This window comes from Glutamicibacter sp. 0426 (assembly GCF_001906485.1).
In the GTDB taxonomy this organism is placed as follows: domain Bacteria; phylum Actinomycetota; class Actinomycetes; order Actinomycetales; family Micrococcaceae; genus Glutamicibacter; species Glutamicibacter nicotianae.
On sequence record NZ_MPBI01000001.1, the window covers coordinates 469,997 to 496,158 of the forward strand.

At 60.4% G+C, this 26,162-nt stretch carries 24 protein-coding genes; 19 read left to right on the forward strand and 5 right to left on the reverse strand.

The window, feature by feature from the left end; translation table 11 throughout:
• The first annotated feature begins 10 nt into the window (after window positions 1-10).
• From murG to nrdR, 13 genes are all read left to right on the forward strand, one after another.
• The gene (gene murG / locus BKX98_RS02260) at window positions 11-1,132 is read left to right on the forward strand and encodes an undecaprenyldiphospho-muramoylpentapeptide beta-N-acetylglucosaminyltransferase (protein ID WP_073706015.1); all 1,122 of its coding nucleotides are present in this window, start codon (window positions 11-13) and stop codon (window positions 1,130-1,132) included.
• Between the two features lie 4 nt (window positions 1,133-1,136).
• A complete protein-coding gene (murC, locus tag BKX98_RS02265; protein WP_073706016.1) occupies window positions 1,137-2,534 on the forward strand; it encodes a UDP-N-acetylmuramate--L-alanine ligase in 1,398 nt (465 codons plus the stop codon).
• A 62-nt stretch (window positions 2,535-2,596) separates the two neighbouring features.
• Entirely contained in the window at window positions 2,597-3,331 is a 735-nt protein-coding gene (locus BKX98_RS02270; RefSeq protein ID WP_073706017.1) for a cell division protein FtsQ/DivIB, read from the forward strand.
• Between the two features lie 219 nt (window positions 3,332-3,550).
• Window positions 3,551-4,750 (forward strand): cell division protein FtsZ, encoded by a 1,200-nt coding sequence (gene ftsZ, locus BKX98_RS02275; RefSeq protein ID WP_073706018.1) that lies wholly within the window; start codon window positions 3,551-3,553, stop codon window positions 4,748-4,750.
• Between the two features lie 20 nt (window positions 4,751-4,770).
• Window positions 4,771-5,493 (forward strand): polyphenol oxidase family protein, encoded by a 723-nt coding sequence (locus tag BKX98_RS02280; RefSeq protein ID WP_073706019.1) that lies wholly within the window; start codon window positions 4,771-4,773, stop codon window positions 5,491-5,493.
• Window positions 5,494-5,619: 126 nt separating this feature from the next.
• Window positions 5,620-6,171 carry a cell division protein SepF gene (locus BKX98_RS02285; RefSeq protein WP_038990516.1) on the forward strand — a complete coding sequence of 184 codons (552 nt, stop codon included), beginning with the start codon at window positions 5,620-5,622 and terminating at the stop codon, window positions 6,169-6,171.
• 23 nt (window positions 6,172-6,194) lie between these two features.
• Entirely contained in the window at window positions 6,195-6,491 is a 297-nt protein-coding gene (locus BKX98_RS02290; protein ID WP_073706020.1) for a YggT family protein, read from the forward strand.
• A gap of 230 nt (window positions 6,492-6,721) precedes the next feature.
• A complete protein-coding gene (locus BKX98_RS02295; protein ID WP_038990514.1) occupies window positions 6,722-7,462 on the forward strand; it encodes a DivIVA domain-containing protein in 741 nt (246 codons plus the stop codon).
• A gap of 172 nt (window positions 7,463-7,634) precedes the next feature.
• Window positions 7,635-8,141: a signal peptidase II gene (gene lspA / locus BKX98_RS02300; protein ID WP_233125262.1), complete on the forward strand. Its 507-nt coding sequence runs from the start codon at window positions 7,635-7,637 to the stop codon at window positions 8,139-8,141.
• Entirely contained in the window at window positions 8,138-9,082 is a 945-nt protein-coding gene (locus tag BKX98_RS02305; protein ID WP_073706021.1) for an RluA family pseudouridine synthase, read from the forward strand. The genes lspA and BKX98_RS02305 overlap by 4 nt, the downstream gene beginning before the upstream one ends.
• Before the next feature lie 106 nt (window positions 9,083-9,188).
• Complete coding sequence (gene dnaE / locus BKX98_RS02310; RefSeq protein WP_073706022.1) at window positions 9,189-12,752, forward strand: DNA polymerase III subunit alpha; 3,564 nt, start codon at window positions 9,189-9,191, stop codon at window positions 12,750-12,752.
• A 78-nt stretch (window positions 12,753-12,830) separates the two neighbouring features.
• Window positions 12,831-14,183, forward strand: coding sequence for a histidinol dehydrogenase (hisD, locus tag BKX98_RS02315; protein WP_073706023.1), 1,353 nt, complete (start codon window positions 12,831-12,833; stop codon window positions 14,181-14,183).
• Between the two features lie 83 nt (window positions 14,184-14,266).
• On the forward strand, window positions 14,267-14,755 hold the full coding sequence (gene nrdR / locus BKX98_RS02320; RefSeq protein ID WP_073706024.1) for a transcriptional regulator NrdR: 489 nt from the start codon (window positions 14,267-14,269) through the stop codon (window positions 14,753-14,755).
• Window positions 14,756-14,839: 84 nt separating this feature from the next.
• On the opposite strand, the gene map is transcribed toward nrdR, so the two are convergent.
• A complete protein-coding gene (gene map, locus BKX98_RS02325) occupies window positions 14,840-15,715 on the reverse strand; it encodes a type I methionyl aminopeptidase (protein WP_073706025.1) in 876 nt (291 codons plus the stop codon).
• Between the two features lie 133 nt (window positions 15,716-15,848).
• On the opposite strand from map, the gene BKX98_RS02330 reads away from it, so the two are divergent.
• On the forward strand, window positions 15,849-16,043 hold the full coding sequence (locus BKX98_RS02330) for a hypothetical protein (protein ID WP_038993845.1): 195 nt from the start codon (window positions 15,849-15,851) through the stop codon (window positions 16,041-16,043).
• A gap of 105 nt (window positions 16,044-16,148) precedes the next feature.
• On the opposite strand, the gene panB is transcribed toward BKX98_RS02330, so the two are convergent.
• Window positions 16,149-16,985 (reverse strand): 3-methyl-2-oxobutanoate hydroxymethyltransferase, encoded by an 837-nt coding sequence (panB, locus tag BKX98_RS02335; RefSeq protein ID WP_038993844.1) that lies wholly within the window; start codon window positions 16,983-16,985, stop codon window positions 16,149-16,151.
• 136 nt (window positions 16,986-17,121) lie between these two features.
• On the opposite strand from panB, the gene glnA (BKX98_RS02340) reads away from it, so the two are divergent.
• The 4 genes from glnA (BKX98_RS02340) (at window position 17,122) to BKX98_RS02355 (ending at window position 22,662) form a co-directional block, all read left to right on the forward strand.
• Window positions 17,122-18,462: a type I glutamate--ammonia ligase gene (gene glnA, locus BKX98_RS02340; RefSeq protein WP_038993843.1), complete on the forward strand. Its 1,341-nt coding sequence runs from the start codon at window positions 17,122-17,124 to the stop codon at window positions 18,460-18,462.
• 52 nt (window positions 18,463-18,514) lie between these two features.
• Window positions 18,515-21,541 carry a bifunctional [glutamine synthetase] adenylyltransferase/[glutamine synthetase]-adenylyl-L-tyrosine phosphorylase gene (locus tag BKX98_RS02345; protein WP_073706026.1) on the forward strand — a complete coding sequence of 1,009 codons (3,027 nt, stop codon included), beginning with the start codon at window positions 18,515-18,517 and terminating at the stop codon, window positions 21,539-21,541.
• Between the two features lie 5 nt (window positions 21,542-21,546).
• Entirely contained in the window at window positions 21,547-22,032 is a 486-nt protein-coding gene (locus BKX98_RS02350; protein ID WP_073706027.1) for a DUF1990 family protein, read from the forward strand.
• Between the two features lie 162 nt (window positions 22,033-22,194).
• Complete coding sequence (locus BKX98_RS02355) at window positions 22,195-22,662, forward strand: nucleoside deaminase (RefSeq protein WP_038993847.1); 468 nt, start codon at window positions 22,195-22,197, stop codon at window positions 22,660-22,662.
• Between the two features lie 95 nt (window positions 22,663-22,757).
• Here the strand turns inward: BKX98_RS02355 and BKX98_RS02360 are convergent, their stop codons facing one another.
• On the reverse strand, window positions 22,758-22,952 hold the full coding sequence (locus BKX98_RS02360; protein WP_073706028.1) for a hypothetical protein: 195 nt from the start codon (window positions 22,950-22,952) through the stop codon (window positions 22,758-22,760).
• A gap of 173 nt (window positions 22,953-23,125) precedes the next feature.
• Complete coding sequence (glnA, locus tag BKX98_RS02365) at window positions 23,126-24,550, reverse strand: type I glutamate--ammonia ligase (protein ID WP_038993839.1); 1,425 nt, start codon at window positions 24,548-24,550, stop codon at window positions 23,126-23,128.
• Between the two features lie 433 nt (window positions 24,551-24,983).
• Here glnA (BKX98_RS02365) and BKX98_RS17190 point away from each other — a divergent pair, with 433 nt between their 5' ends.
• On the forward strand, window positions 24,984-25,262 hold the full coding sequence (locus BKX98_RS17190) for an RDD family protein (protein WP_233125263.1): 279 nt from the start codon (window positions 24,984-24,986) through the stop codon (window positions 25,260-25,262).
• A gap of 70 nt (window positions 25,263-25,332) precedes the next feature.
• On the opposite strand, the gene BKX98_RS02375 is transcribed toward BKX98_RS17190, so the two are convergent.
• On the reverse strand, window positions 25,333-26,082 hold the full coding sequence (locus BKX98_RS02375; RefSeq protein WP_038993837.1) for a DUF4191 domain-containing protein: 750 nt from the start codon (window positions 26,080-26,082) through the stop codon (window positions 25,333-25,335).
• Window positions 26,083-26,162 lie beyond the last annotated feature (80 nt).

A 26,162-nucleotide genomic window follows, 5' to 3' on the forward strand; every position in this document is an offset into this window, starting at 1 on the left:
ACAGCAACAAATGAGCGAAGCACTTCGCCTAGTGGTCGCCGGCGGCGGAACAGCCGGGCATATCTCGCCCATGCTGGCCATCGCTGATGCCGTGAAGACCGAGCAGCCTGACGCACAGGTCACTGCCCTGGGATCTCCCGGAGGCCTGGAAACGAAGCTGGTGCCCGAAGCCGGCTACCCGTTGGAATTCGTTCCGAAGGCACCGATGCCGCGAAGCATCAACGCCGATCTGCTCAAGTTCCCATTCCGTTTCATCACGGCAGTCAATAACGCCAAGAAGGTTCTGCGCGCCACCAAGGCCGAAGCGGTTCTGGGCGTAGGAGGATACGTCTGCACTCCGGCCTACCTGGCCGCGAAGCAGCTGAAGCTGCCGATCTTCGTGCACGAGGCGAACTCCGTTGCGGGCATGGCCAACAAGCTGGGCGCAAAGAACGCTGCATTTGTCGGAACCACCTTCGCCAACACAGGACTGCCCGGCGAGGTGCAGGTAGGCATGCCGATGCGCTCCAACGTGGCGACCATGGTCAAGGCGGAATTGCGCGAAGCAGCCCGCGAGCACTTCGGTGTCACCGGCGAGAAGCCAGTGCTGCTGGTTACCGGTGGATCTTCCGGAGCGCAGAGCATCAACACAGCCATTGCGCAGTCCCTTGACGAGCTGGACGCAGCTGGCATCCACACCATCCACATCACCGGACGCGACAAGCAGGTTCGCGATGCCGCGGGCGAGCAGCTCGTCCATGAGGGATACACCCAGATCGAATACGTGGATCGCATGGACTACGCGTACGCAGTCGCGGATTTGATGATCTGCCGCTCCGGTGCAGGCACCGTCTGCGAATTGGCCGTCGCCGGTACCGCCTCGGTTTTGGTCCCGCTGCCTATCGGCAATGGCGAGCAGAAGCTCAACGCCCGTGAACTGGTAGCCGCCGGGGGAGCGGTCCTGGTTTCTGACGCTGAATTCACAAAGTCCTATATCACCGAAAATGTCATCAATCTGCTGGCCGATCAGCATAAACTTGAAAAGATGTCTCACGCCGCCGCCTCACTGGGGCAGCGCGACGCCGCGCAGATCATGGCGCGACGGATTATTGAAGAAGTTTCAACCCGCCGCCGTGCGGGTCAGGAAGGCTAGAACCATGGCACTGCGAGCCGACGAACTGAACTCCGATCTGGGCAAGGTGCACCTGATGGGTGTAGGCGGGGTTGGCGTATCAGCGGTTGCACGGCTGATGCTCGACTACGGACTGACCGTCTCCGGAACCGATGCCAAGGATCTGCCGGTGCTCGACGGGCTGCGCGAGCGAGGAGCACGCATCCATGTAGGCTACGATGCCGCGAACCTGGGCGACGCTGACACCGTGGTGATTTCCTCGATCATCAAAGCAGGCAATCCGGAATACGATGAAGCCGTGCGTCGCGGACTGCGCATCCTGCACCGCTCCGAAGGCCTGGAAGCAACGATGCGCGGCCACGAGAAGATCGTGGCCATCGCCGGCACCCACGGCAAGACCACCACCACTTCGCTGACCGCGCACATGCTCAAGACCATCGGCGCACGTCCAAGCTTCGCGGTAGGCGCGAACATTCCAAGCCTGGGCACCAACGCCGAACTCGGTGCCGGATCCTACTTTGTGGCGGAAGCCGACGAATCCGACGCCTCCTTCCTCAACTACCGGCCGGACGTCATCATCGTGACCAACGTAGAGGCCGATCACCTGGACCACTACGGCACTGCTGAAGCGGTGCACCAGGCCTTCGTCGACTTCGCCCGGCTGCTGCCAGCCGACGGCCTGCTGATCTGCTGCGCCGACGATGAAGGAGCCAATGCCTTGGCGCACAAGATGCGCGCAGAGCGCCCGGATATCCGGGTCCAGACCTATGGCTTCAGTGAACATGCCGACCGCAGGCTGTCCGACGCCCGCGCCACCGACGATGGCCGGTTCACCGCGACCATCGAATGGGGCAGCGGACAGAGCCGGATCATGGACCTGGCAGTGCCCGGCCAGCACAATTTGCTCAACGCGGCCGCCGCGCTGTCAGTCGGCATCGACGCAGGCGTGGATGTCGACGAAGCGCTGCAGGCGCTCTCCAGCTTTTCCGGTGCAGCCCGTCGGTTCGAATTCAAGGGAGAGGCTGCTGGTGTCCGGGTCTACGACGACTATGCGCACCACCCAACCGAAGTGCAGGCTGCTTTGACTGCAGGTCGCACCGTGGCAGGCAACGGCCGGCTGCACGTTGTTTTCCAGCCGCACCTGTTCAGCCGCACCCAGGAGTTCTACCGCCAATTTGCGCAGGCCTTGTCCTTGGCTGATTCGGTAGCCGTGCTGGATATCTATCCGGCACGTGAAGAGCCGATCGAAGGGGTAACCAGCGAATTGATTGCCTCGCGCATCGAAGTCCCGTCGCAGGTTCTGGTGCCGGCAGCCGCGGTTGCGCATGCGGTTGAGCAGGCCGAGCCGGGCGATGTCATCATGACCATTGGCGCTGGAGATGTTACCGCGCTGGGCCCAGACATCGTGAAGTCCCTGAGCTGACAACTTCCGTCCAGAGTCCCGGGCCGCAGCGATCGGCCCCATTCCGTCTACCAAGGTGATCCATGGGTGAAGCAGCAAAAGTCGTAGAACTTCCGGAGAACCCGGAGAAGAAGCGGCGCAAGATCCTGATTATTGTCGCGGCCTGCATTGTCGTGCTCAGCCTCGCTGCAGTTCTGATCTTGAGCTTCTCGCCGGTGATCGCTGCCAAGAAGATTGAAGTCACTGGCACCAAGCTGGTGGATTCCAAGAAGTTGGGGGAGTCCCTGGAACCGCTGAAGGGCACCCCGCTGCCGCGGATCTCCGAAGCCAAGGTCCAGGAGCTCATCGGAGACCAGCCCGCCATCAATGAGATCGTAGTCAAGGCGCAGATGCCCAATACCTTGGTGGTGGAGGTGATCGAAGCCGTCCCGGTGGCGATCTTGCTGGAAGGCAAGAAGGAATACCTGGTTTCCGAGACAGGCAAGAAGCTTCGCACCGTCGGCAAGAAGGACAAGGACAAGCTTCCCAAGATTAAGGCCAGTGACGTCACTGCCGATGCTGAGCAGTTCAAGCTGCTGACCGGTATCTTGAGCACGGTTGACAAGAAAGTGCTCGAAGAAGTGTCAACCGCATCGCTGTCCAAGGCCGGCTTTGCCGAATTGGCATTGCCGAAGAACCGCACGTTGATTTGGGGAGACGCGAAGAAGGCGGCCCTGAAAAATGAAGTTGCACTGATTTTCTTGAAAGAGCTCGAGAAAAAGCATGCGGCCAAGACGACAATCGACGTCACCAACCCGGAAAATCCCGTGGTGTATTAAGTCGCGGCGCTCTGGGCGCGGGAAGACCAATAAGCCAAGAAATTCTGGAAAGATAGTCTTGAATAAGCGACACGCCTAGGCGGTCGTTGCAGAAAGACCACTCGACTCATAGCGTTTCTAATAACGACAGCTTGACAGATTCTTAACCTTAAGGCTAAAGGTTAAGGTTTTTGGCTGGAGTCGTGAAATATGTAGCACATCTAACAAGGGAAGCGGGACGTGGCAGCTCCACAGAATTACCTCGCGGTCATTAAAGTCGTCGGAATCGGCGGTGGCGGTGTAAACGCAGTCAATCGAATGATCGAAGTCGGTCTCAAGGGCGTGGAATTCATCGCCATTAACACCGATGCCCAGGCTCTGCTTATGAGTGATGCCGACGTCAAACTGGACGTAGGACGCGAACTGACTCGTGGCCTGGGCGCTGGCGCCAACCCGGATGTGGGACGCCAGGCAGCAGAAGATCACGTAGAAGAAATCGAAGATGTCCTGCGCGGCGCCGACATGGTCTTCGTGACCGCCGGCGAAGGCGGCGGCACCGGTACCGGTGGCGCGCCGGTCGTGGCACGCATCGCCCGCTCGCTTGGTGCGCTGACCATCGGTGTGGTCACCCGTCCATTCACCTTCGAAGGCCGTCGTCGTGCGAACTCCGCCGAGTCGGGAATCGAAGCTCTGCGTGACGAAGTCGATACCCTCATTGTTATCCCTAACGATCGACTGCTCTCCATTTCGGACCGCAACGTATCGGTGCTGGACGCATTCCGCCAGGCAGACCAGGTTCTGCTCTCCGGTGTTCAGGGCATCACCGACTTGATCACCACCTCGGGTCTGATCAACCTCGACTTCGCCGACGTGAAGTCCGTCATGCAGGGCGCCGGCTCGGCATTGATGGGCATCGGTTCGGCGCGGGGCGAAGATCGCGCAGTGAAGGCCGCCGAATTGGCTATCGCTTCGCCATTGCTCGAAGCTTCCATCGATGGCGCCCATGGCGTTCTGCTCTCCATCCAGGGCGGCTCGGATCTGGGCCTGTTCGAAATCAACGAAGCTGCACGTCTGGTGCAGGAAGTTGCCCACCCGGAAGCCAACATCATCTTCGGTGCCGTCATCGACGACGCCCTGGGCGATGAAGCACGCGTCACCGTGATTGCTGCCGGCTTCGACGAGCCAGATGTCACCAGCAAGCCAATGGCCCCGGCCGCAGCAAAGCCAGCTGTGTCCTCGCGCCCGGCCGAACAGGTGCCAGCAAGCATTCCTGAAACTCCGGCACCGGCTCCAACCGAAGCTGCGAAGCCGGCCCAGGCTGCCCAGGAGAAGCCAGCTGCCGCAGAGCAGTCCAGCTCCTTCCAGGACCTTCCAGATGTTGTCGACTCGGACCTGAACGGCTCCAACGATGACCTGGATGTCCCGGACTTCCTGAAGTAAAAACAGCAAGAAGCTGAGCAGTGCTACATTTCGCGTCGAACCTCGATCCGAGTATCCAACTGGCATTCACTTCGCAGGCCGAGGGCAACCTTGCCCTGCACGTGAACGACGATCCCCGCCTCGTGGCGGAGAACCGGGCCAGGCTGGAAGACTTGATCGGGGTTCGACGCTTCTCGCTGAACTTCATGAACCAGGTGCACTCCGCCGATGTCCATGAAGTGCAACCGGTGCAACGCACGTCCTGGCTGGAACCAGCAGCGCCAACTTGCGACGGCTTGCTGGACGCCACGGGTGCCCAACCCCTGGCGGTAATGGTGGCCGATTGCCTTCCGGTTCTGTTCGTTGGCCGGAACTCGCAAAGCGGGCAGACCCTGAGTGCGGCGACCCACGCCGGGCGGCGCGGTCTGCTCGACGGGATTCTGGAAAATACCGTCGAGGCCCTGAGAGCCCATGGTGCCGATGTGATGGAAGCTGTGATTGGCCCTTCGATCTGCGGGCGATGCTATGAAGTTCCCGAAGATATGGCCCAGGAATCCGAGCAGTTGAGACCCGGGATTCGCACCTCGACGCGCTGGGGAACTCCGGGACTGGATCTTCCGGCATCAGCCGAAGATGAGCTGCGCGGACTCGGAGTCGATGTCCGGCAATCCGGAGTCTGCACTTTGGAAGATGAGAACTACTATTCCTACCGACGCTCAAGCCGTTCCGGACGCCTTGCCGGTCTCATCTGGACCGCTGCGTAGGCGTGCGCGACACACCGCCAATAATTGAACGAATGAACGATGCCAGCATTATTTTGTGCGGTAGCGTCGAAGTTAGCGGAAGCATGCAATGGGGTTGCATGCATGGGATAAACGAGGAGAAACATCGTGGCTGACGGACTGCGTAAGGCAATGGTCTATCTCGGCTTGGCGGATGCCGTCGAGCAGGACGAGACCCAGACACAAAACGCTGAGCCCAAAACCCAAGTTCGGGTGGTTGAGGACACTGCTCCGAAGCGACCTGCCGAAGCCCCACGCCCACAGCCTGCCGCGAGGCCAGCTGCGCCGCAAACTCAAGCTAGAGAACCAGAGACGGAATACCGTGCTCCGGTCACCCCTATTAAGCGTGCCCCTTCAGTACGGGATGAGGATTCCGAATTGCGTCAGATTACTACCGTCCACCCTCGTTCTTACAACGATGCCAAGATCATCGGTGAGAACTTCCGTGACGGCATCCCGGTGATTATGAATGTCACCGACATGGGTGAAACCGATGCCAAGCGCCTCGTAGACTTCTCGGCGGGTCTTGTTTTCGCCCTGCATGGCTCCATCGAGCGAGTTACGAACAAAGTCTTCCTGCTCTCGCCGGCAACCGTTGAGGTTCTCGGTGAAGACCGCAAGCAGTCCGAAGCGCAAGCAACCTTCTTTAACCAGAGCTAAGACACCAGGAGCAAACGCACAAAATGGTGTTCGGGATCATCTATCTCGCGTTAGCCATCCTCCAAATTCTGCTTTTGATGAGAATTGTGTTGGATGTAACGGAAAGCTTTGCTCGCCACTGGCGACCCAAAGGCATCGCATTGATTGTCGCAAGTGCAATCGTGTCAATTACCGATCCTCCGCTGCGTTGGTTGCGCCGGAAGATCAAACCCCTAGATCTTGGCGGAATCCGCCTTGACCTGTCGTTTCTTGTGTTGTTTATCGTCGTAATCATTCTTAAAGCGGTGGTAGGTAACCTTGGGCTCAGTACAGGGATCTGATTAGGGCATTTCCGTGCTTCACGGGGATTGTCCTGAACAGTCAAAAGCTGTAGATTCAGAGAATAAGAGACTCGCGCGAAAGCTCGATTTCGTAATAATTGTCCAAATCGTTATATCCTTTAGGAAATGGTGCTCCGACTTCACCGGTCGCGACACTGACAAAAACGGTAAGTGTTTCGCAAGGCAAGACAATGGTCGTGCGGAAATGATCCCAGTATTGAGGTGACCCAATGGCTCTTACGCCAGAAGACGTAGTCAATAAGCGGTTTCAGCCGACCAAGTTCCGTGAAGGCTACGACCAAGACGAGGTAGATGACTTCCTCGACGAAATCGTTGTGGAACTGCGTCGCCTAACCGGTGAGAACGAGGCTCTGCGCAGCCGCCTTGCCGAACTCGGCGAAGATGCGGGTTCAGTATCGAAGGAACAGGCTGTTCCTGCGCCGGTATCGGCCGCTCCAGCTACTCCTGCTGCCAAGCCAGCTGAAGAGAAGAAGGCAGAAGCCAAGCCTGCAGAGCCCGCAAAGGCAGAAACCCCGGCTGCCAAGCCAGCCGAGGAAAAGAAGTCCGAAGCAAAGCCAGCTGCCGCAGAGAAGGCACCTGCAGCTCCGGCCGCGGCAGCGGCACCAGCTGCAGCTCCGCGCACCGAATCCGCAGAATCTGCCGCCAACGTGCTGTCCATGGCTCAGCGCCTGCACGACGAATACGTCGCCGCCGGTGTCGAGCAGCGCGACAAGATCATCTCCGAAGCGAAGACCGAAGCCAACACCTTGGTCACCACCGCTGAAGAGAAGAGCCGCAAGACCCTCTCGGCACTTGAGCAGCAGAAGTCGGTACTGGAGCGCAAGCTCGAGCAGCTGCGTGGCTTCGAACGCGACTACCGTGCTCGCCTGAAGACCTACATCGAAGGACAGCTGCGCGACCTTGAGTCCCAGGGTTCGATCGATGCTGGCGCAGCAGGCAAGACCAACTAGTCGCTGACAGTTCATGGCTTGATCTAGCTATCAAGTAAGATCAACGGTGGTGTACGGATTTACTCCGGTCACCACCGTTGACGTTTAAGAGGAAATCATGGGTACCACTGTGGACGCAGTTCAATCCGGGAGCACGGGCGCTAAGGCCAGGAAATACGTAGGCCTTGGCCTTGTGATCGCTCTGATTGCGCTGGTATTGGACCAATCGGTCAAGATTATCGTTGAGCAGAACATGCGGCTTGGGCAGTCGATCGAAGTGATTCCCGGGTTCTTCAACATCCACTACATCCTGAATCCCGGTGCAGCGTTCTCCATTGGCGAAGACTTCACGATCGTCTTTGCGATCCTGCAATCCGCTGTGGCGATCTATGTCATCTACCTGCTCTTCCGCAAGGTGCTAGCCAGAAGCTGGGCCATCGCCCTGGGCTGTCTGCTCGGAGGCGTGCTGGGCAATGTCGTGGACCGGCTCTTCCGTGAACCGGGTTTCGGATTCGGGCATGTGGTGGACATGCTGTCCGTCAACCACTTCGCGATCTTCAATGTCGCAGACTCGTTCATTGTCTGCTCCATGATCGCCGTGGCGTACATGCTCATCCGTGGCCGCAACCTGGATGGCAGCATTGGCGATCCTCCCAAGAAGGACCAGGCGGATAAGGGCGAAGCAGAACCAAGCGCATGATCTCGAAGGAAACCGCCATACACGAACTGCTGGTCGAACCAGCCGATGCCGGCACGCGCCTTGATGCCTATATCTCCCGATCCCTGCAGATCCCGCGAACCTTGTCCGCTAGCCTCTGCAAGGACTCGCAGATCCAGGTCAACGGGCGCACCATTACCAAATCCTTGAAAATCAAGGCGGGCGACCGGCTGGTTGTCACCATCCCGCCGCAAGCAGACCCATTAGAAATTAAGGTTGAGAAAGTGGAAGAGCTGAAGATTGTCGCGGACGACGATGACTATGTGGTCATCGACAAGCCCGTGGGCGTCGCAGCCCATCCATCCCCAGGCTGGGTCGGCCCGACAGTGGTCGGCGCACTCATGGCCGAGGGGTACAACATCACCACTTCCGGTGCCGCCGAACGCCAAGGCATCGTGCACCGCCTGGACGTGGGTACCAGCGGCCTGATGGTGGTAGCGAAGACCGAACGCGCCTATACCGAATTGAAGCGCGCCTTCAAGGAACGCACCCCGAAGAAGATCTACCACGCGGTAGTGCAGGGCTTGCCCGACCCGATGGAGGGCACCATCGACGCGCCGATCGGACGCCATCCGGGCCACGACTGGAAGTTCGCCGTCCTGGAAGGCGGACGCGACTCGGTCACCCACTACAAGGTCATCGAAGCCTTTGGCCGGGCCTCTCTGGTCGAGGTGCATCTGGAAACCGGACGCACCCACCAGATCCGTGTCCACTTCTCGGCCTTCGGCCATCCCTGCGCCGGAGACCAGACGTACGGCGCGGATCCCAAGCTGGGGGCCGCCCTGGGGCTGACCCGCCAGTGGCTTCATGCCAAGCGGCTGGGCTTTTCCCATCCGGTGACCGGCCAGTGGATGGAATACGAAAGCGAATATCCTGCGGATCTGGCAGGGGCCGTCGAGCTGCTTCGCGACGGCGGATACTAGCCTCCAAGGTGCTGCTGGCCACTGGCCGTCAGCACCCTGTGTCGCGCTAGCCACAGCACCGCGCCGAGGTGAGCCCAAGACCAGGATTGATCGCTAGACTGGTTGGGTGAGTGCTACACGTGACGGATTTGTCCATCTTCATACCCACACCGAATACTCCATGCTGGATGGTGCGGCGCGGCTTGGCGAACTCTTCGCTGAAGCCAACCGGCAGGGCATGGAAGCCATGGCGATTACCGACCATGGATATCTGTTCGGTGCCTTCGATTTCTGGCGCCAGGCCACCGGCGCCGGCGTCAAGCCGATCATCGGTGTCGAAGCCTATGTCACCCCCGGTACCGCACGCGATGACAAGACCCGCGTGAAATGGCGTACCGACGAATCGCAAAAGGGCGATGACGTCTCCGGTGGCGGCCTCTACAACCACATGACCTTGCTCTCGTACAACAACAAGGGCATGGACAACCTCTTCAAGGGTTCTTCCCGCGCCTCGCTGGACTCCGTTTTCGGCAAATATCCCCGCTGGGACCGCGAGCTGCTCAACGACCACCACGAAGGCATAATCGCCACCACCGGCTGCCCATCGGGTGAAGTGCAGACCAAGCTCCGCCTGGGCCAGTACGACGCTGCCAAGGCCGCCGCGGCAGAACTGCAGGATCTGTTCGGCAAGGAAAACTACTACTGCGAGATCATGGACCACGGTCTGGAGATCGAACGCCGCATCACCAAGGACTTGCTGCGCCTGGCCAAGGAACTGGACATTCCGCTGGTGGCCACCAACGACCTGCACTACACCCACGAATCCGATGCCAAGGCCCACGAAGCGCTGCTGGCCATCAACTCCGGATCCACGCTCGACGAGCCCACCTACGACCAGGGTGGCAGCCGCTTCGCCTTCTCCGGCACCGGCTACTACCTGAAGTCGGCGCGCGAGATGCGCGAGCTGTTCAAGGAATTGCCGCAAGCCTGCGACAACACCCTGGAGATCGCAGACCGTGTTGAAGTCTCCTTCGACACCAACGCCAACTACATGCCGAAGTTCCCCTGCCCGCCGGGGGAGGACGAGACCAGCTGGCTGATCAAGGAGGTCGACAAGGGGCTGCACTACCGCTACCCGAACGGCATCCCGGACGAGTCGCGCAAGCAAGCGGACTACGAGCTGGACGTCATCATCAAGATGGGCTTCCCGGGATATTTCCTGGTGGTGGCCGACTTCATCAACTGGTCCAAGGACCACGGCATCCGCGTAGGCCCGGGACGCGGTTCCGGTGCAGGTTCCATGGTCGCCTACGCCATGCGCATCACCGACCTCGACCCGCTGAGGCACGGCCTGATCTTCGAGCGCTTCCTGAACCCGGAACGTGTTTCCATGCCCGACTTCGACGTCGACTTCGATGATCGCCGTCGTTCCGAGGTCATCAAGTACGTGACCGAAAAGTACGGCGATGAGCGCGTATCGATGATCGTGACCTACGGCTCGATCAAGACCAAGCAGGCGCTGAAGGACTCCTCGCGCGTGCTCGGCTACCCATTCAGCATGGGCGAATCCCTTACCAAGGCGCTGCCGCCGGCGGTGATGGCCAAGGACATCCCGCTCAACGACATCGACAATCCGGAATCCAAGCGCTACTCCGAAGCCGGCGATTTCCGCAACCTGGTGGCAAATGACCCGGAGGCGGCACGCGTCTTCGAGACCGCCAAGGGCCTGGAAGGGCTGAAGCGCCAGTGGGGCGTGCACGCCGCCGGCGTGATCATGAGTTCGGACCCGATCATCAACGTCATCCCGATCATGCGCCGTATCCAGGATGGCCAGGTCATCACCCAGTTCGACTACCCGACCTGCGAAGGCCTGGGGCTGATCAAGATGGACTTCCTGGGGTTGCGCAACCTCACCATTATTTCCGATGCGCTGGAGAACATCGAGTACAACACCGGCAAGAAAATCGATCTCGAAACCCTGACCATCGAGGACCCCGAGGCCTACAAGCTGCTGGCCCGTGGAGATACCCTGGGCGTGTTCCAGCTCGATGGCGGCCCGATGCGTTCGCTGCTGAAGATGATGCGCCCGGATAACTTCGAGGACATTTCCGCAGTGATCGCGCTGTATCGTCCGGGCCCCATGGGCGCCAACTCGCACACCAACTATGCGCTGCGCAAGACCGGGTTGCAGGAAGTCACCCCAATCCACCCGGAGCTGGCCGAGCCGCTGGAAGAAATCCTCGGCGGCACCTACGGCCTGATCGTGTACCAGGAGCAGGTTATGGCTATTGCGCAGAAGCTGGCCGGCTACTCGCTGGGCCAGGCAGACATCCTGCGCCGCGCCATGGGCAAGAAGAAGAAAGCCGAGCTGGACAAGCAGTTCGCCGGCTTCAAGCAGGGCATGAACGACAACGGCTACTCCGATCAGGCCGTGCAGACCCTGTGGGACATCCTGCTGCCCTTCTCCGATTATGCCTTCAACAAAGCCCACTCGGCGGCCTACGGCGTCGTCTCCTACTGGACCGCCTACCTCAAGGCGCACTACCCGGCTGAATACATGGCTGCGCTGCTGACCTCGGTGGGCGACGACAAGGACAAGCTGGCGCTGTACCTGAACGAATGCCGCCACATCGGCATCACCGTGCTGCCGCCGGATGTCAACGAATCGGCATTGAACTTCACCCCAGTGGGCAAGGACATCCGCTTCGGCATGGGCGCGATCCGCAACGTCGGAACCAACGCGGTGGCCGGCATGGTCGAAGCCCGCACGGAGAAGGGCCACTACAACGACTTCAACGATTTCCTGGGCAAGGTCCCGGCCGTGGTCTGCAACAAGCGGACCATTGAATCGCTGATCAAGGCCGGCGCCTTCGACTCCATGAAGCATCCGCGCCGGGCGCTGGTGGCCATCCACGAAGAAGCCGTGGATTCGGTGATCCAGGTCAAGCGCAACGAGGCCGCCAACCAGTTCGACCTGTTCAGTGCCCTGGGTGCCGAGGAATCCTCCGAGTCCATGCATGTGGCGATCCCCGACATTCCCGACTGGGACAAGAAGGAAAAGCTGGCCTACGAGCGCGACATGCTCGGCCTGTACGTCTCCGACCACCCGCTGCAGGGCCTGGGCTCCGCCCTGGAGCAGTACGCCGATATGCCGGTCACGCACGTGCTCTCGGACGACGGTCCGCAGGACGGCCACATCATTTCGATCGCCGGCATGATTTCCGGCCTGCAGCGCCGCATCGCCAAGAAGAGCGGCAACCCGTATGCCCGCTGCGAGATCGAGGACCTCTCAGGCTCAATGGAAGTCATGTTCTTCGGCCAGGCCTACCAGCCGATCGCCGAGATCCTGGCCGATGACCTGATCGTAGTGGTCAAGGGACGCGTGCAGCGCCGCGATGACGGTTCGATCACCCTGAACGCGCAGGAAATGATGATCCCGGAAATTTCCGAGGACGCCAACGGGGGACCGGTAGTCATCGGCATTCCAACCCACAAGGCCACCGAAACCCTGGTGCAGAAACTCGGCGATGTGCTGCGCACGCACAGCGGCAACACCGAGGTGCGGGTCAAGCTCACCGGAAGCCGCGGCACCTCGCTGATGCGCCTGGGCATGAACTTCCGGGTCAACCCGAACCCCGCGCTGTTCGGCGATTTGAAGGTCCTGCTCGGCCCGCACTGCCTGGACGTGTAGGAACCCGAATGGCCGACCCGATGACCGGGGAAGGTAACTAATAAAACCTTCCCCGGCCATCAGCGTTAAACTAGGAAGGTGAGCACTATTCCAGAAACTGAATTCTCGGCACTCGCCACCCTCGATTGGCGCAACGAATCCCTGAGCTACGCGCAGCTGAAGGCCAAACTGCCCCGCCCGGCGGTGAACTCCCAGACCGCTGCCGACGCAGTGCAGCAGATCATCGACGATGTGCGCGCCCATGGCATGGAGACGCTCAAGGACCTTTCCAAGCGCTTTGACCATGTCGAGCTGGAACACACTCGCGTGCCGCAGCACGAACTGGACCGTGCCCTGGAAGAACTGGAACCGAAGGTCCGCCGGGCATTGGAAGAATCCATTGACCGCGCCCGCGTCTTCGCCAAGGCCCAGCGCCCAGACGACGCCGAAGTGCGCTACGCCAACGGTGCAACCGTCACCCAGCGGTGGGTCCCGGTGCGCCGCGTCGGCTTGTACGTCCCAGGCGGCCTGGCCGTCTATCCTTCCTCGGTCATCATGAATGCGGTGCCTGCCCAGGCTGCCGGGGTCAGCTCGCTGGCCCTGGCCAGCCCGCCGCAGAAGGAATTTGGCGGCCTGCCGCACCCAACCATCCTGGCTGCGGCCAAGCTGCTGGGCATCGATGAGGTGCACGCCATGGGCGGCGCCCAGGCTGTTGCAGCGTTCGCTTACGGGGTGGAGGTGCCCAACGACGAACGCGGCGGCATCGAACCGGTGGACGTGATCTCCGGCCCGGGCAACGTGTTCGTGGCCACCGCCAAGCGACTGGTGAAGGGCGTGGTGGGAATCGATGCTGAAGCAGGTCCCACGGAAATTGCCATCCTTGCCGATCAGGGAGCCGACCCGGGCTTTGTCGCCGCAGACATGATCTCGCAGGCAGAACACGATGCCAACGCTGCGGCCGTGCTGATAACCGATTCGCCGGACCTGGCGGCCGGCGTGCGCAAGGAACTTGAAAAGCAGGTAGCCGCCACGAAGCACACGGCCCGCGTGACCGAAGCGCTGTCGGGTACCCAGTCTGCCATCATTCTGGTCAAGGACCTGGAGCAGGGCATCGAGGTGTGCAATGCGTACGCTGCCGAGCACCTGGAAATCATGGTGGCCGACGCGGAAGCCACCGCCGCCCGCATCACCGCGGCCGGTGCCATTTTCGTCGGAGCCTACGCTCCGGTGTCCTTGGGCGACTACTGCGCAGGTTCCAATCACGTGCTGCCAACCAGCGGCACGGCGCTGCACGCCTCGGGCCTGAATGTGAACACTTTCCTGAAGGCCATCCAGGTAATCAACTACGACAAGGCGGCACTGGGCGAAGTGGCCGCTCACGTGATAAATCTTGCCAATGCCGAGGACCTGCCGGCCCATGGCGACGCGGTCGCGGTGCGAAACGCGCAATAGACGCTAAACTGATAGGTGACATGAGTTGATTCTTGCCGCCGCAGGTGCGCGAGAATACTTGTTGGGCTACAGATGGAGGTGCCGTGAACTGCCCGTATTGCCGTAATGCCGATTCCCGAGTGGTCGATAGTCGAGTGGCCGACGACGGCGTCTCAATCCGTCGCCGCCGCCAATGCACTGCCTGCTCGCGCCGTTTCACCACTACCGAAACTGCGAGCCTGAACGTGCTCAAGCAGTCCGGTGCCGTAGAACCGTTCTCACGTAACAAGGTCATCAACGGCGTCCGCAAGGCCTGCCAGGGCCGTCCGGTCACCGATCACGACCTTGCAATCCTGGCCCAGGAAGTCGAAGAGGCGGTCCGGACCTCCGGTGCCGCCGAAATCCCGGCGCACCAGGTGGGCCTGGCAATTCTGGAGCCGCTATCGCGCCTTGACGAGGTCGCCTACCTGCGCTTTGCCAGTGTCTATCATAACTTCCAGTCGTTGACTGATTTCGAGACGGCCATTGCACGCTTGCGCGACCGCCGGGGCAAGGTTCCGCAGGGAACCCAGCGTCCGCTTTCGGCCGACTAGCCGCCTTCGTACAAAGCAAAACGCCAGTGCCCATAGCCTTTCGAGGCTGGGGACACTGGCGTTTGCGCTAGGCTGGGCAGTCGCTTATGGCAGCGTGAGGATTTCGGCGCCGTCGTCGGTGACGAGCAGGGTGTGCTCGAACTGCGCGGTGCGCTTCTTGTCCTTGGTCGTCACGGTCCAATCGTCCTCCCACATATCCCATTCGATGGTGCCCAAGGTGAGCATCGGTTCGATGGTGAAGACCATGCCCGGTTCAATCAGGGTGTTGTAGCCGGGGGCCGCATCATAGTGCGGAATGATCAATCCGGAGTGGAAGGCTTCTCCCACTCCGTGGCCGGTGAAGTCCCGGACCACGCCGTAGCCGAACCGCTTGGCGTAGGTTTCAATGCTTCGGCCAATGACGTTGATCTCGCGTCCTGGCATCACGGCTTTGATGGCGCGCTTCAGCGAATTCTCGGTGCGCTCAACCAGCAGGCGGGATTCTTCATCCACGTCACCGACCAGGAAGGTGGCGTTGTTGTCTCCGTGAACGCCGCCAATATAAGCGGTGATATCGATATTGATGATGTCCCCGTCTTGCAACACGGTCGTGTCCGGGATGCCATGGCAGATGACTTCGTTCAATGACGAGCACAGTGACTTGGGGAATCCGCGGTAGCCCAAGGTTGACGGGTACGCGTTGTGATCCATGAGGAATTCATGGCCCAGACGATCCAGCTGATCCGTGGTTATCCCTGGCTGGCAGGCCCTGCCCACTTCCTGCAGCGCCTGGGCGGCAATCTTGGAAGCTATCCGGATGCGCTCGATGACTTCTGGGCTTTTGACTTCGGAAGCCGTGTTGGCGGCAGGTTCCTTCTTGCCAACGTATTCGGGACGTTCGATGTGTTTCGGTACCGGAAGTTCCGGGGATACCGTGCCGGCGGTGAGATTTCCAAGTGGTGCAGTTGAAGCAATAGCCATGCTTTTATTCTAGCTACAGGTATCTTCAGCCTCACCAAGAGATAGCCGAAAGAACTGGTGGTGTTGCACCTATTTTCCACCGGTTGGGATACCGTGGAAGCAATAGCAGGTTTCGAGATTAGAGGAGTTTTCCATGAGCTCAGTTGGCACCCCGGGTGAAGGCCAGTACTGGTACAACGTCTCAACCAAGACCGTGGAGAAGGGCCCGCAGTCTGATTGGTCGCAATTGCTCGGGCCATATGACACGGTTGCTGAAGCCGAAGCCGCGATGGCGAAGGTCCAGGCCCGCAATGAAGCCTGGGACGAGGCGGAGGAAGACGACCAGTAGTCGCTGAAGGCACCGGGCCCAGCGGTGCTGTGAATGGCAGGATGGTGCGCTTCCGGGTTGGGCAACCTGGAAGCGCACCATTGTGCTATGCGGCGTGAGCCAGTCTCATTCCTTGAATTCGTACTCTGCGGACGGGAAAGCGCCGGCTACGACGTCCTGGTGGTATTCGCGCACCGCGGTGCCGATAACCTCACGCAGATCTGCGTACTTCTTGACGAAGCGTGGGGTGCGGCCCCCGCCAAGGCCAAGCATGTCCTGCCAGACCAGGACTTGTCCGGTGGTGGAGTTGCCGGCGCCGATGCCAATGGTCGGGACCTTCAGCGCGGCATCGATTTCGGCGGCGACCGGGCTTGGCACCATTTCCATCAGGATGCAGAAGGCGCCGGCATCTTGCAATGCGACAGCGTCGTGCTTCATCTGCGCGACGGCGTCGCCGCGGCCCTGCACGCGGTACCCGCCCAATGCATGCTCGGACTGCGGGGTGAACCCGATGTGCCCGATGACGGGCACACCGGCAAGGACCATGGCGCGAACGTGCTCGGCGTATTGCGCGGTGCCTTCCATCTTGACCGCGTGGGCATGGCCTTCCTTCATCAGGCGCACCGCGGTGGCCACGGCCTGTGCCGGAGACTGCTCGTAGCTGCCAAACGGCAAGTCGGCGACGACCAACGCGCGCTTGGCGCCATTGGCAACAGCTTTGGTGAAGACGATCATTTCGTCGAGGCTGATCGGCAGCGTGGACTCGTAGCCGAGGACGGTATTGGCGGCTGAGTCGCCAACCAGCAGGATCTCGATCCCCGCCGAATCGAAAATTTCGGCCATCATGACGTCATAAGCAGTTAACATCGCGAATTTTTCGCCATTGTCCTTGGCCTTCTGCAAATGATGAAGACGGATACGGGACGGGCCTTTTTCAGGAATCCCTAGGTATGGTTGTGGCATGAAACGACTTTATCGCACTTGGACAGGGCGATGCAGATCGTGGGGACCGTCCTGACCCGATATAGTGTTGCCACAGGTCAATTTTCTTGCCGGTTGTAATCAGCGCCGGATATCAGAATCCCGAAGGTGGTGGAAAATGGATCGTCAGCAGGAATTCGTACTGCGCACCATTGAAGAACGCGACGTTCGATTTGTGCGAATGTGGTTTACCGACGTGGTTGGTTCACTCAAGTCCGTGGCCCTGGCTCCTGCTGAAGTTGAAGATGCTTTCGAAGAAGGTCTGGGCTTTGACGGTTCCTCCATTGACGGACTGTCCCGGATCTCGGAATCTGACATGCTGCTTCAGCCCGATCCTGCCACCTTCCAGATTCTTCCTTGGCGTGGCGAGGTTGAACCGACTTCCCGCATGTTCTGCGACATCCTGACTCCGGAAGGCCAGCCATCCAACGCCGATCCGCGCCAGGTGCTCAAGCGCCAGCTGGCCGAAGCCTCCAACATGGGCTTCACTTGCTACACCCATCCGGAGATCGAATTCTATTTGCTGCAGAACGATCAGCTGGATGCCAATGGCCGTCCGCAGCCGATCGACAACGGCGGCTACTTCGACCATGTGCCAGATGGCGTGGGACAGGACTTCCGCCGCGCGTCGGTGACCACGCTGGAAGCCCTGGGCATTTCGGTGGAGTTCTCCCACCATGAAAACGGCCCGGGCCAGAACGAAATCGATTTGCGCTACGCCGATGCGCTGCAGACCGCCGACAACATCATGACCTTCCGTACCGTCATCAAGGAAATGGCGATGCAGAAGGGAATCCACGCGACCTTCATGCCCAAGCCCTTTGCCGACCATCCGGGCAGCGGCATGCACACCCACTTCTCATTGTTCGAAGGCGATGCGAACGCATTCTTCGAAGCAGGCCGCGAATACCAGCTCTCCGACGTGGCGCGCTCCTTCATCGCAGGCATCCTGCACCACGCGCCGGAAATGACCGCCATCACCAACCAGTACGTGAACTCGTACAAGCGCTTGTGGGGCGGGGGAGAAGCGCCGAGCCACCGTTCGTGGGGACACAACAACCGTTCGGCACTGGTCCGCGTGCCGCTCTACAAGCCGGGCAAAGGCCAGTCGGCCCGCGTCGAATACCGCGGGATCGACTCGGCAGCGAACCCGTACCTCGCCTATGCAGTCTTGCTCGGCGCCGGCCTGAAGGGCATCCGCGAAGACTACGAGCTGGAGGAGCCGACCGAGGACGATGTCTGGAGCCTCTCCACGGCGGAACGCCGTGCTTCGGGCCACGTTCCGCTGCCCGGCAGCCTGCACGACGCATTGCGCGCTATGGAAGAGTCGGAACTCATGGCCGAGATCCTCGGCGAACAGGTGTTCAACTCGTTCCTGTCGAACAAGCGCACCGAATGGGAAGAGTACCGCCAGGTCATCACCCCATACGAACTGAACAAGTATTTGGGAATCCTCTAGAGACTTCGCCGCGTGAAGCTGCGCGGCGAAATGCGGGAGAACACGAGAAACCATGCCGGAAGTACCCTCGCGAGCATTGATCAACGCTGGCTTCAGCGACGTCGAACGGGCCAAGAATTTCCTTCAATCCAAGGAATTGTCCAAGATTGATCCCCACCTGATCGTGAGCAAGATGGCGCACGCGCCAGATCCGGATCAGGCGCTGCTGCTGGCGCTGAGGTTGGTTGACCGGCATCCGGAAGCCATCGACATCTTCACGCAGCCGGCCAGCTGCCAAGGGCTGGTAAGGCTCCTGGGCAGCTCGTCGGCGCTGGGCGAGTTCCTCATACGCTGCCCCGAGGCCTTGGATATCGTCCGCCAAGCTCCTCCAGGCGAATTCGAGTCCGTTCCCTCGGATCAACTGGTCGAGGACTTGCTGGCTTCCATCGAGGCCAATGAATCCGAGGGCGGGCACTGGGTTTCTTCCTATACCGGTGCTGAAGCACGCCAGCGTTTGCGCACCGCCTACCGAAAGGCCTTGCTATCGCTGGCACACCGGGACTTGGGATCCACCCAGCCGCAGCGCATCCTGCCCAAGGTTGCCGCCGAACTGGCCGACATGGCTGGGGCCGCGCTCGAAGGAGCCCTGGCCATTGCCCGGGCCGAAGCCGCCGAACAATATGATGCGGACGACGTCGACCGGGTGAAGATCACCATCATCGGCATGGGCAAATGCGGTGCACGTGAACTGAACTACATCTCTGACGTGGACGTTATCTATGTCCATGATTCAGCCCTGGGCATGGACGAAGATCTCGCCGCCGCGATCGCCACGGTCATCTGCGGCAACACGGCGCGTGCCCTGATGGTGCCAGGACCGGAGCCGATGCTGTGGGAAGTGGACGCGAATCTCCGCCCCGAGGGCAAGGACGGGGCGTTGACCCGTACGCTCTCTTCCCATGAAGCGTACTACCGGCGTTGGGCCCACTCATGGGAATTCCAAGCCTTGCTCAAGGCCCGCGCCATAGCCGGAGACAAGGAACTGGGACGCTCCTACGAGCGCATGGTCTCGCCCATGGTGTGGTCCAGTTCTGAACGCGAGGGTTTTGTCGAATCGGTCCAAGCGATGCGCCGCCGCGTCAGCGACAACATCGACAAGCAAGACGTCGCGTGGCAGATCAAGCTCGGCCCCGGCGGGCTGCGCGACGTCGAATTCACCGTCCAGCTACTCCAGCTTGTCCATGGACGTGTGGAACCTGCCATTCAGGTGGCAACAACCACCCTGGCGATCCAGGCCATGAGCGACACCGGCTACATTGGCCGTGACGACGCCACGAATTTCGATGACTCCTACCGTTTCCTGCGTTTGCTGGAGCACCGAATCCAGCTCAGCCAATTGCGCCGAACCCATTTGATGCCCCGGGCCGAAAGTGCCCAGCGCGTACTGGCGCGATCAATTCGCGGTGCCGGAGACCTGCAGCCGAGCAGCCCGGAGAAGCTGATGCGCCGGTGGAATGAAACCAAGCGCATGGTGCGTTCGCTGCACGAGCGTATTTTCTACCGGCCGCTGCTGGTGAGCAGTTCCAACCTCTCGGCCGATGATGTCAGGCTCACCGCAGAATCCGCGCAGGCCCGACTTCGCGCCCTGGGTTATCTCGACCCCAAGGCAGCGATGCGGCATATCGAAGCCTTGACCGGCGGGGTCTCGCGCAGCGCCTCCCTGCAGCGGCAATTGCTCCCGGTGCTCTTGGACTGGTTTGCCCGCGGGGTGGACCCGGACGCAGGTTTGCTGGGCTTCCGTAGGCTCAGCGAGGCGCTGGGGAAGTCCCATTGGTTCCTCGGCATGCTGCGCGATACGAATGCCGCCGCCGAGCGATTGAGCCATCTGCTGTCGAACACGCGCTTCCTGACTGATCTGCTGGCCAATGAGCCTGCCGCAGCCGCCTGGCTGGGCTCTGACGCCTCATTGGCGCCGCAGACCTTCGAGAACCTGCTGCAGCAGAACACTTCCATCATCCATCGCACAAAACAGCCCGAGGCGGCCATCCGGATGATCCGCATGGTGCGCCGCCGCGAGTTCTTGCGTGTTGCGCTGGCCGACGGAGCGGGCCTGCTAACTGTTGATGAAGTCGGCAATGCCCTGTCGAACATTGACGCCGCCATGGTGGACGGGGTGCTGAAGGTCCTTTTGGCTGACGACCAGGCCAAGCACGGGGAGCATGCGGTAATTGCGGTCATTGCCATGGGCCGCCAAGGCGGTCGGGAAATCGGGTACGGCTCCGATGCGGACGTTCTGTTTGTCCAGCGTCCGGTCCCCGGCGCCAAAGACCAAGCCGCCCAGGAACAAGCGCTTCGGGTGGTCACCGACCTGGTGTCGTGGACTTCGAAGCCTTTGAAGCCGGCGATTCCAGCGGAAGTGAAATTGAAGGTCGATTCGGATCTTCGTCCCGAGGGCCGCCAAGGCATGCTGGTCCGGTCGATTGACGCCTACGCCAGCTACTACCAGCGTTGGGTGGAAATCTGGGAGCGCCAGGCATTGCAGCGTGCCCGCCCGTTTGCCGGAGACGACCAGTTGGCCGCAGACTTCATGGAACTGATCAAGCCGGTGCGCTATGGCACGGGGCTCGAAGACACGGAGATTCGTGAAATCCGCAAGATCAAGGCCCGCGTCGAGTCTGAACGGCTCCCGCGCGGTGCCGACCCGAACCGCCACCTGAAGCTGGGACGCGGCTCGCTGTCGGATATCGAATGGCTGGTGCAGTTCTACCAGCTGCAATACGCGTGGAAACACGAATCCTTGCGCACCACATCCACGCTCAAGGCGTTGGAAGAATTGGCCAAACTGGAGCTCATCTCCGAGCAAGACAGCGAGCTGCTGGCGACTGCCTGGCGGCTGGCTACCCGGATCCGCAGTGCCGAGATCATCACCTCCGGACGTTCCAGCGATGTGCTGCCCAGCTCGGCGCGCGATATGGAAGCCGTGGCTCGCTGGTGCGGCTATGAGCCGAACACCGGCATGGAACTGGAAGAAGACTACCTGCGCGCCACCAGGCACTCGCGAGCCCTGTTCGAGCAGCTGTTCTACGGCTTCGAAGACTAACCCGGATGTCCCTGACACGGATCAGCGAGAAGCTGTGGAACCCCGAGCCCGGGCCCTACCGGGTGTGGCAACGCCAAGCCTATCTGGGCTCGGGCGAAGCATTCTGGGGGCAGGCCGCGGTCGCGCTGCTGCGCTGGGAGGTGAAGACCCGTAGCGGATTTCGCATCAGCGCGCAGGACAAAGTCCGCAGCGGAGCCAAGCCGCAGATCATCGTCCCGGTGGGGCAGGTGTCCATCCACGAGCCCGTTGAGGTTGTGGAAGTCCTTGAACGCAGCGATGTTGTGGGATTCGCCTATCGAACGTTGCCCGGGCACCCGGTCTCCGGGGAGGAAGCGTTCATCCTGCGTCGGCTGGGGTCATCAGTGTTTTTGGAAATCCGTTCGCTCACGGCCGCGTCGGATCGCCGGGCCTGGCGTTTGGTCTTCTGGCTGCTGCTCGGCGCGCAGAAGCTTACTCGATGGCGCTACCTACGGGCGCTACGCCAACGATAACTCTGGACATCGCCGCGCGCAGGGTGCGGTCGCCACAGCATCAATTTTCCGAAGTCCTCGCACCGGAGTCTGATAAGGGGATATGCTAGGCACTCAGATCCAGATTTCGGTTCGGCGTTTGCGCAGTGCCTGATGGCGCCGATGGTGCGAGGGGAGCAGGCCATGGATCCACAGCTAATGCAGGCAGCGGTCGACCAGTCGTTGCTGGCGTTGGGCAGCAACGACAGCGGCCCATTTGGTGCCGTAGTGGTACTGGACGGCAAGGTCATTGCCGCCGGCTACAACACCGTGGTGCATGATTCCGATCCGACAGCCCACGCGGAAGTCAATGTGATCCGCAAAGCCGGGCAGGAGCTCGGGACTTTCGATTTGTCCCAGTGCGAGCTGTACACCAGTTGCGAGCCGTGCCCGATGTGCCTCGGCGCCATCTACTGGGCCCGATTCAAGCACGTCTACTATGCCAACGACCGGCAGGACGCGGCAAGCATCGGTTTCGACGACAACTTCATCTACACCGAGCTGGAACTGCCCATGAGCCAACGCCGCATCCCCTTCACCAAGGTCGACATGCCTTCAGCCCTTGCCGCTTTCGAGGCGTGGACCGCCAAGGGCGACAAGCAGGAATACTAGCCGCCGCCGTATCAGCGCTGGACTGGTGCCAGCCGATGCTCCACATCAGGCCACGGGACATGGATGCGTTCGGCAGGCTGCAATGCCTTAGCCCGCTACGCATTGGCCAGCACAATGCCGCGGGGCGAGACCTCCACGATGGACAGCAATTCAGTAGCGTCGCAGGATCCGGCATCCAGCACCCAGGAATTCATCAACTCGCTGATGCCGCGCTCGACGAGCAGCTGTTCGCCGTCAAGGTAGTCGCAATCATCGGCTACGGCGTGGCCCAAGACATTGCGCGGGGTCACCCGCTGGTAGCGGGATCCGCTGGGTCGAGATAACCGACGGTTTCACCGTCTTCGCGCTGCACCCTGACCCAAGTTGTAATGTTCATGACGCCAGCCTACCCCGAGACGAAACAACGCCGGGTCCCGCCAACAGGCGGGACCCGGCGTTGAGCCGTTACCGTACGAGACGGTGATTAGCAGCCATAGTAGAGCTCGAATTCGTATGGGTTCGGGCGCAGGCTCAGTGGCTTGATTTCGTTTTCACGCTTGTACTCGATCCAAGTCTGGATCAGGTCCTCGGTGAAGACGCCGCCTTCGAGCAGGAACTCGTGGTCGGCTTCCAGAGCCTTCAGCGCTTCTTCGAGGCTTTCAGGTGCGCGCTGGATTTCCTTGGCCTCTTCGGCAGGAAGCTCGTAGAGGTCCTTGTCGATTGGCTCTGCTGGTTCGATGCGGTTCTTGATGCCGTCCAGGCCAGCCATCAGCTGCGCTGCGAAGGCCAGGTACGGGTTCGAGGAAGCATCCGGGGCGCGGAACTCGATGCGCTTGGCCTTCGGGTTCGAACCGGTGATCGGGATGCGGATGCCAGCGGAGCGGTTGCCCTGCGAGTACACCATGTTCACAGGGGCCTCGAAGCCCTTGACCAGACGACGGTAGGAGTTCACGGTTGGGTTGGTGAACGCGAGCACGGCGTCTGCGTGCTTCAGCAGGCCGCCGATGTACCAGCGAGCGGTGTCGGACAGGCCGGCGTACCCCTTTTCGTCGTAGAACAGCGGATCGCCGTTGGACCACAGCGACTGGTGGACGTGCATGCCCGAGCCGTTGTCGCCGAAGACAGGCTTCGGCATGAAGGTCGCGGACTTGCCCCAGGCGTCGGCCACGTTCTTCACGATGTACTTGAAGAGCATCAGTTCGTCCGCGGCGTGCACCATGGTGTTGAACTTGTAGTTGATTTCGGCCTGGCCGGCTGCGCCAACTTCGTGGTGGCTGCGCTCTACCTCAAGGCCTGCCTTATCCAGCTCAACGCAGATGGCGTCGCGCAGGTCGGCCTGCTTGTCGGTTGGTGCAACAGGGAAGTAGCCGCCCTTGAAAGCAGTCTTGTACCCCTGGTTGCCGCCTTCTTCCTTGCGACCGGTGTTCCAGGGTGCTTCGTCGGAATCGATCGAGTAGAACGCGCCCTGCGGCTTGGATTCGTAGCGAACGTCTTCGAAGATGAAGAATTCAGCTTCTGGGGCGAAGAATGCGGTGTCAGCGATGCCGGTGGATTCCAGGTATGCCTCAGCACGCTCGGCAACGCCACGTGGGTCGCGGTGGTAAGGCTCACCGGTGCGTGGGTTGATGATCGAGAAGTTGAAGGCCAGGGTCTTTTCCAGGCGGAACGGATCGATGAAACCGGTGGTGACATCTGGGATCAGCTGCATGTCGGACTCAGAGATGCCGGCGAAGCCGCGGATGGAAGAACCATCAAAGAGCTGGCCGTTGACGAAGAAGTCGGCATCCACGGACTTGGCCGGCACGTTGAAGTGTTGCTGTACACCTGGTAGGTCGGTGAAACGGATATCGACGAACTTGATGTCCTCTTCGGCAATATATGCCAAGACTTCTTCTGGACTGGTAAACATGTGCAGGTGACTCCCTGGTGAGATATGAGGTTTGGTAAACGGAACCCGTAGCCAGAATTATCTGCCTGGTCCTCTTGCTTACGTATCAAGCTTACCTATAATCCATTTCTGAATGGTGTCTCTATTGTTTCCAACCTGTTACAAGCGGAGAATCCGGGCGTGTCGTATCGATCTGATCTGCGCAGATTGCCAGCTGTAACAATCTGACTTGGATACTTGCTACCGCGTTATGGGGTTCTAACTGGCGCACAGAATCGCTGGATAGACTGTATAGGTGGAAAGAAAAGACTTCAGCTCGTGGCTTGAAGGGCCGCCGCAGCACAATACGCAAGAATGGCCCGGACAGGATATGGGACGCCCAGTCAAGGGTCCTGGCTCCGTTGCCAGGTTCCCGCGAAGGGTCGGCGCCCTGCTCCTGGACTGGGGACTGTCCATGCTGCTCAGCTGGTGGCTGTTCAATAGCCATGACCTGGCAACGCTGGGCCTGTTTTGTGCCGGGCAAATCATCGGTGTCGGGTTCACGGGGCACACGATCGGTCATCGCACCTTTGGCATGCAGGTGCAGGCGCTGGATGGAACCGCGATCAAGCCATTGCAAGGCTTGAGCCGTTCGTTGCTGCTTTGCTTGGCTATTCCGGCCTTCATTACCGACAAGGACCAGCGTGGCCTTCATGATCGGTTGCCGAAAACCATCTTGGTGAATATCTCCTAGCCTTCAGGTCCGGACAGCACTAAAGAAGCCGCAACAGGAAAATCCTGTTGCGGCTTCTTTAGTGCTGTCTTTAGCGTCCACGCATAGCGCGGCGGTTTGGACGTACGCGGTTTGGATCTACGCCCTTGGGGATGGGCAGACGGTTCGCAGTCAACGTGCTCAGACGCTTGTCGATTGCGCTGACTTCCAGCTTCGTAATCGACTTCGGAAGCTTCTTCATTGCCTTGCCAACTTCAGCCAATGGAGTCTGGCCTTCTTCGGAACCAGCGTTGATGATGTGCACAGGCACGTTCGGCAGAACACGGGCAATGCGCTTGCGCTCGGATGCGGCAAGTTCGCGAACGCGGTTCTTCGGGCCCTCGGTGACCAGGACGATGCCTGGACGGCCGATGCCGAGGAACACCAGATCCTGGTGGCGGTTGTAGGCAACCGGTTCCTGCTTCAGGATCCAGCCGCGACGCAGCACGCTCATAGCAGCGCCAGCGGCACCTGGGCGACCCTCAAGCTGCGAGAACGCAGCCTTCTCGGCACGGCGCGACATGATGAACATTGCAGCAAGAAGCGCCAACGGGATTGCGATGATCAACATCGTGATCCAGTTATTGATCAAGAAGCCGATAACTAAGCAGACAGCAATGACGGCCAAGGCGGCCAATGCCATCCACCACACGACCATAGGGTCGTTGCGGCGCGTCATCTGGAAGACCTGGCCAATTTGCTTCAGGCGGCCTGGTTCTTTGTTCTTCTTCTCAGCTTTTGGTTTACGCGAAAACAAGCCACGCTTAGGCGCGGCTGCGTCGTTGTCGGAGTTTTTGGCCATAGTGCCTTAATTCTACGCGATGAAGTTGATAGTTCTAAGCCGTGCTGGAACGAACATGGCATTTTCGGCTGAATTGTCCA

Bases quoted from the DNA above. Each gene is read 5' to 3' on its own strand.
- murG (WP_073706015.1), top strand. From the start codon at position 11: ATGAGCGAAGCACTTCGCCTAGTGGTCGCCGGCGGCGGAACAGCCGGG.
- glnA (WP_038993843.1), top strand. From the start codon at position 17,122: ATGGATCGTCAGCAGGAATTCGTACTGCGCACCATTGAAGAACGCGAC.
- BKX98_RS02305 (WP_073706021.1), top strand. From the start codon at position 8,138: ATGATCTCGAAGGAAACCGCCATACACGAACTGCTGGTCGAACCAGCC.
- murC (WP_073706016.1), top strand. From the start codon at position 1,137: ATGGCACTGCGAGCCGACGAACTGAACTCCGATCTGGGCAAGGTGCAC.
- BKX98_RS02270 (WP_073706017.1), top strand. From the start codon at position 2,597: ATGGGTGAAGCAGCAAAAGTCGTAGAACTTCCGGAGAACCCGGAGAAG.
- BKX98_RS17190 (WP_233125263.1), top strand. From the start codon at position 24,984: ATGCTGCTCAGCTGGTGGCTGTTCAATAGCCATGACCTGGCAACGCTG.
- BKX98_RS02375 (WP_038993837.1), bottom strand. From the start codon at position 26,082: ATGGCCAAAAACTCCGACAACGACGCAGCCGCGCCTAAGCGTGGCTTG.
- panB (WP_038993844.1), bottom strand. From the start codon at position 16,985: ATGCCACAACCATACCTAGGGATTCCTGAAAAAGGCCCGTCCCGTATC.
- glnA (WP_038993839.1), bottom strand. From the start codon at position 24,550: ATGTTTACCAGTCCAGAAGAAGTCTTGGCATATATTGCCGAAGAGGAC.
- map (WP_073706025.1), bottom strand. From the start codon at position 15,715: ATGGCTATTGCTTCAACTGCACCACTTGGAAATCTCACCGCCGGCACG.
- BKX98_RS02290 (WP_073706020.1), top strand. From the start codon at position 6,195: ATGGTGTTCGGGATCATCTATCTCGCGTTAGCCATCCTCCAAATTCTG.
- BKX98_RS02345 (WP_073706026.1), top strand. From the start codon at position 18,515: ATGCCGGAAGTACCCTCGCGAGCATTGATCAACGCTGGCTTCAGCGAC.
- BKX98_RS02330 (WP_038993845.1), top strand. From the start codon at position 15,849: ATGAGCTCAGTTGGCACCCCGGGTGAAGGCCAGTACTGGTACAACGTC.
- BKX98_RS02350 (WP_073706027.1), top strand. From the start codon at position 21,547: ATGTCCCTGACACGGATCAGCGAGAAGCTGTGGAACCCCGAGCCCGGG.
- BKX98_RS02295 (WP_038990514.1), top strand. From the start codon at position 6,722: ATGGCTCTTACGCCAGAAGACGTAGTCAATAAGCGGTTTCAGCCGACC.
- BKX98_RS02355 (WP_038993847.1), top strand. From the start codon at position 22,195: ATGGATCCACAGCTAATGCAGGCAGCGGTCGACCAGTCGTTGCTGGCG.